The organism is Sporichthya sp. (genome assembly GCF_013815995.1).
In the GTDB taxonomy this organism is placed as follows: domain Bacteria; phylum Actinomycetota; class Actinomycetes; order Sporichthyales; family Sporichthyaceae; genus Sporichthya.
This window is the reverse complement of the sequence record NZ_JACDFE010000259.1, coordinates 1-5596: the sequence shown is the minus strand read 5'-3', so window position 1 is coordinate 5596 and position 5596 is coordinate 1. Positions and strand designations below refer to the sequence as shown.

Below are 5596 nucleotides of genomic sequence, written 5' to 3'. Positions count from 1 at the left end.
CGCCGAAGGGCAGGCCGGCGTAGGCGGCCTCCTGGACGGCGGTCCGGCGGAACCTGATCCGACCGTCGGCGCCGAGGTCGAGGACCGCCGCCAGGCGTCGCCACGCCGGGTCCCAGTCGATGGCGTCGTCCAGGCCGACCGCCGGGAGCTGGGCCGGGTGGAAGCCGGCACCGAAGACGCTGAGCCGGCGCACCAGAGCGCGGTCCCCCGGCGGCAAGGCATCGATCACCGCCATCGACGCGGCCTGCGCGGATTCGGGCAGCTCCCCCAACCCGCCCCCGGCCGCATCGAGCAGATCCAGCAGGAACTGCGGATTCCCGCCCGAACGGGCCACTGCTTCGGCGAGGACGTGCGCCGGCAACGGGTGCTTCTCGGTCGCCTGCTCGGCGAGTTCCCGGGCGTCGGCCGGCTCCAGCGGGGCGACCTGGACCTGCTCTGACGATCCGTCAGCTCCGTCCCGGGGGCGACCCGCGGTCAGCACCAGCCAGGGGGTGGAGTCCAACCGCGCGGCCAACGCCTCGAGCAGTCCGCGCGAGGCCTCATCCAGCAGGTGGGCGTTGTCGATGACGAGCACAGTGGGACGCGCGAGCTCGGGGGCGAGGAAGCGCAGCACGACCTCGTGCCGCCGGCCGGCCCGGAACTCCGGGGCCAGCGCCGCGACCTGCTCGGTCGGTTCGGCCGCCGCACCGAGGACGTCGGCGATCAGCGGTGCCCACGGCAGCAGGTCGGGCGCGCTGTCGGCGCACCGCTGCCGGGCGACGGCGTAGACGTCCTCGGCCGCCGCATCCGGGGCGACCCCGATCAGCGCGGGCAGCAGCGTCTGCCACGGTCCGTACGGGGTGGCGGCGGTGTGCACCTCGCAGCCGACCTCGACCCGGACCGGGTCGCCGGCCAGATCGGCGACCTCCTCCAGCAGACGGGACTTACCCGTGCCGGCCTCACCCGTCAGGGCCAACGCCCGCCCCGCCCCCGCGGCGAGCCCGTCCAGGGCGGCGCGCAGCAGCGACACCTCCACGTCCCGGCCGATCAGCGGCAGCCGTTCCCGTGCGCCCCGGTCCACGGCGGCCGAACGCCGTGTCTCGCCCACCTCGTAGGCCTGCACCAGCTTGGCCTTGCCCTTGGCGGGGAAGGGCTCGAGCGTGACCGTCGCGAACCTGGTGGTCGATCGCTCCAAGATTCCCGGGGTCGCCCACAACGCTCCGACCCGTGCCTTGCCCATCACCCGGGCCGCGAGGTTGGTGGTGTCGCCCATCACGATGTAGGAGCGCCGGTAGTACGGCCCGATCTCACCGGTGAACACCGGGCCGCGGTTGACCCCGATCCGGATCGGCAGCCGGCCCCGCCCCTTGTTTGACTGCCCGTCCAGAATCTGACGCAACGTCAGCAGAATCCGTTCTTCGTCGTCGCCCACCACCCGCGGAGCGCCGGCCGTGAGCAGCAGCTTACCGCCGTCGGCGTCGATGTCGGAATCGAGGAAGCAGACCTCCCAGGCGTCGGCCGCGGCCTGGACGTCGACGACCAGTTCGTGGACGGCCGCCGCCGCCGCCTCGATACCCTCCTCGGCGATGATCGCGTTGGTTCCCTTGAACTGCAGGAAGGCGACGCTGGCGCGACGGTGTTCCGGCGCCGCCCGCCCGCCGAGGACGTGGGCGCGGACCGCAGTGGACAGGGCCCGGCCGACCAGCTCGGTGGGCGGACGCGGGACCTCCTCGACCGGAGCGGTGTCCTCGGTCAGTGGTGAGCGCCGCAGCAGGATCGCGCCCCGATCGCCCACCGCCTGACCACCGCACCCGGCGGGCAGCGCCGCCATGGTGGTGGCGCTGAGCACGATCTGGCCGTTCTCGGCCAGGCCCTCGGTCTCGACGGTCCCGCGTGCCCCGTCGCCCAGCACCAGGTGCTCGAGGTGGGACTCCCCGGCGAGAACGAAGTGGAACCGGTCGCTGTGCAGGCCCACCGTCATCCGCAGCACGCCGTGCACGCCGGACACGTCGAGCTTGCCGACGGTGCGCAGCCGGTCCCGCATCCGGAAGGCCGCGTGTGCGGCCCGCGGCGCATGGCTGTCCCCGTCGAAGAAGACCAGTAGCGCGTCGCCGCCGAACTTGATCAGGCTGCCGCCGTTGTCGTAGGCGACCCGCAGCAGGGCCTCGAACACCCCGTTGATGGTCGTGACGAGCAGTTCGGCGCCCTCGGGCCCCCGGCGCTGCAGCTTCTCCGACAGCTTCGTGAAGCCGGAGAGATCGGCGAACAGCATCGTGCCGTCAACCGTGCGCACCGGATGAAACACCTCACGCGCGAGGTGGTGCAGAACCAACCGCGGGACGTAGGCGTCGAACACCCGCTCCGCCGACGCCGTCGGCCCCAGCCACGACCCGGAATCGGTCATGGTGCCGCGAGGGATCGTTCCTCGGGCCCGGTCATCGCACTCCATCGCGCGTGCCCGGCGCTCAGGTCGATCTCGACCGACGTCGGCACCGGCCCGGTCTGCTTGCCCGGGTTGAACACCCAGGTCTCCTCGACCCGGTCGACCCACGACCCGTCCGGCGCGAACGGCGCCTGATGGATATGACCGCAGAGCACCGCATCCGGCGACCAGCGCTCGATCCAGTCGCGGACCGTGGGGTCGCCGAAGTGGCGCGAACCGGTCCAGCTGAGCAACGACTCCGGCGGAGAGTGGTACACCCACACCCAGCGCTCGGCCACCGAGCGGTCGACGTCGGCCAGGACCTTCTCCGAGGCCTCCCGTGCGACCGGGCCGTCCCACCACGGGAGCACGGTGATCAGGGTGTCCCCGACCACGGCTGACCCCCCGTCGACGACAATGCCGGCCTCGGCCAGCACCTCCAGCCAGTCGGCCGTCTTCTCCCCCGCGGCGTTGAGCGCGTTGAGGTCGTGGTTGCCGGAGCAGGCGAACACCTTCGTGGTTTCGGCGAGCTTGCGCAGCGTCGCCCGGACGGCCACGATCTGCGCCTCAGGAGCGACCGGCGCGGCCACGCTGAGCAGGTCACCGGCAATGACGACGGCGTCGTAGTCCCCCGACCGCGCGATCACCCAGTCGTAGTGCCTCAGCGTGTAGTGCAGGTCGGATACCAGCAGGAGTTTCACGCCGGCCCCGGTCAGTGGTCGTAGCCGTCGCGCGTGGAGCCGGGCGCGATCGAGGTCGGCCGGGCCGCGGTGAGCTCGGAGAGCACGTCGGCCATCAGGGACAGGTGGTCCTCGGAGTCGGCGTACTGGGTCCGCAGGTCGGCGAGATAGCCGGTCATCGCCTGCAGCCGGGCCGCGAGCAGCCGGGCCACCCCGAGCAGCAGGTCCGGATTGGACCGGATGGCGTCGGCGGCCATCACCCGGGTACGGCAGGACTCGATGGCGTAGACCCGTGCCGAGTGTGTGGTGCCCAGGAGGGCGGAAATCTCCCCGAGGAAGGAGCCCGGGTCCGAGACCCGCTTCACGAGCACCCCGTGCACCTCGATGCCGACGGTGCCGTGGAGGAGGACGTGCAGTTCGCCGCTGATTTCACCCTCACCGAGGATGTCCTCGCCGGGAGCGAACTCGCGCTCCGGCAATCCCTGGCTGAGTGTCAGTCCTTCGTCCACGGCCCGCACCCTACCGATCAGAGGTCTGCGCGGCGGTCCCCCCGACGGCCCGGACCTTCAGTCGGAGTCGTAGGCGGGCACGACGAGATTGACGGCATCGCCCATCCGGTGGACCCGCATCGCGTTGGTCGAGCCCGGGATGCCGGGCGGGGAGCCGGCAATGATGACGATCCGGTCCCCGACCTGCACCCGGCCGAGCTCGAGCAGGGTGGCGTCGACCTGCTTGACCATCTCGTCGGTGTGGCGGACCTCGGGGACCAGGAAGGTCTCCACGCCCCAGCTCAGCGCGAGCTGGTTGCGCACTGCCGCGACCGGGGTGAACGCCAGCACCGGGATCGGCGAGCGGTACCGGGCCAGCCGCCGCGCGCTCTGACCGGACTGGGTGAACGCGACCAGGTACTTCGCATCGGCCGCCTCGCCGACCTCGGTGGCCGCCCGGGCGATCGCACCGCCGATGGTCTGGGGCGGGCCGATGGCCGGCCCGAGCGCGGTGAGGGTGTCTTCCTCGACCGCCTCGATAATTCTCGCCATCGTCCGCACGGTGGTCAGCGCATGGCGCCCGACGCTGGTCTCGCCGGAGAGCATCAACGCGTCCGCGCCGTCGAGCACCGCGTTGGCGACGTCGGAGGCCTCCGCCCGGGTGGGCCGCGGGTCCTCGATCATCGAGTCCAGCATCTGGGTGGCGACGATGACCGGCTTGGCCTTGATCCGGGTGCTGTGAATGGCACGCTTCTGCACCAGCGGCACGTCCTCCAGGGGCAGTTCCACCCCGAGGTCGCCGCGGGCGACCATCACGCCGTCGAAGGCCGCGATGATCTCGTCGAGGTTCTCCACCGCCTGCGGCTTCTCCAGCTTGGCGATGACGGGCAGAACCACGCCTTCTTCGTCCATGATCGCACGGACCAGTTCGTAGTCCTTCGCGTCGCGCACGAACGAAAGCGCGATCATGTCCGCGCGCAGGTGCAGCGCCCAGCGCAGGTCGGCGATGTCCTTCTCGGACAGCGCAGGCACCCCCACCGCAACGCCGGGCAGATTCAGGCCCTTGGAGTTGCTCACCCAGCCGCCGTCCACCACAAGGGTGTTCACGTCGGTGCCGGTCACCGAGAGCACCTGCAGGCCGATCCGGCCGTCGTCGACCAGGATCGCGTCGCCGGGCTCGCAGTCCCGTGGCAGTCCGGGGTAGGTGGTGGACACCGCTGCGGCGTCGCCGGGGACGTCGCGAGTGGTGATGGTGAACGGCGCGCCCGCCAGCAACTCAGCCGAGCCGTCGGCGAACCGGCCGAGGCGGATCTTCGGGCCCTGCAGGTCGACCAGGATGCCGACCGCCCGCCCGAGCGCGTCCGAGGCGGCCCGGACCTTGCGGTACCGCTCCTCGTGCTCGGCGTATTCACCGTGGCTCAGGTTGAGCCGGGCGATGTCCATCCCCGCCGCCACCAGCGCACGGACCTGGTCCTCGCTGTCCGTGGCCGGGCCGAGGGTGCAGATGATCTTCGCGCGCCGCATGGCTGCAGCCTAGGGCGGACCGCCCCGGTGTCCCTCACCCCCGAGAGTGCAGTACGACACCCGGCCTTCGAGTTCAGAGGTGCCGTAGTGCGCTTTCGGGGGTGGCCGGTGGTCGCTCAGACGACCAACGGACCCGCGGTGGGCGGGATCGGAACGGGCAGGTTGGTGTTGCCGGTGAGGTACTTGTCGACGGCGGCCGCGCAAGCGCGGCCCTCGGCGATCGCCCACACGATCAGCGACTGACCCCGCCCGGCGTCGCCGGCGACGAAGACGCCGTCGGTGCTCGACATGTACTCCTCGTCGCGGAGCACGTTGCCGCGCGGGTCGTACTCGACCTTCAGTCCGGTGAGCAGCTCGTTCTTCTCCGGGCCGGTGAAGCCCATCGCGAGGAGGACGATGTCGGCCGGAATCTCGCGCTCCGTGCCGGGCACCTCCTCGAGCTTGCCGCCGGTGAAGCGGACCTCGGAGAGCACCAGGGCCTTGACGTTGCCGTTGCCGTCGTC

At 71.5% G+C, this 5596-nt stretch carries 5 protein-coding genes; all 5 read right to left on the bottom strand.

The genetic code is table 11. The annotated features are described in order from the left end of the window. The coding region (locus H0X00_RS20925; protein ID WP_293774489.1) for an adenylate/guanylate cyclase domain-containing protein at nt 1-2383 on the bottom strand (2383 nt) is incomplete at its 3' end. Next, entirely contained in the window at nt 2380-3102 is a 723-nt protein-coding gene (locus tag H0X00_RS20920) for a metallophosphoesterase (protein WP_293774487.1), read from the bottom strand. The genes H0X00_RS20925 and H0X00_RS20920, both read right to left, overlap by 4 nt. Before the next feature lie 11 nt (nt 3103-3113). Beyond that, complete coding sequence (locus H0X00_RS20915) at nt 3114-3590, bottom strand: Crp/Fnr family transcriptional regulator (protein WP_293774485.1); 477 nt, start codon at nt 3588-3590, stop codon at nt 3114-3116. Nucleotides 3591-3647: 57 nt separating this feature from the next. Continuing rightward, the gene (gene pyk / locus H0X00_RS20910) at nt 3648-5093 is read right to left on the bottom strand and encodes a pyruvate kinase (protein ID WP_293774483.1); all 1446 of its coding nucleotides are present in this window, start codon (nt 5091-5093) and stop codon (nt 3648-3650) included. A gap of 116 nt (nt 5094-5209) precedes the next feature. Then, a partial coding sequence (locus H0X00_RS20905; protein ID WP_293774482.1) for an FAD-dependent oxidoreductase occupies nt 5210-5596 on the bottom strand: 387 nt, incomplete at its 5' end.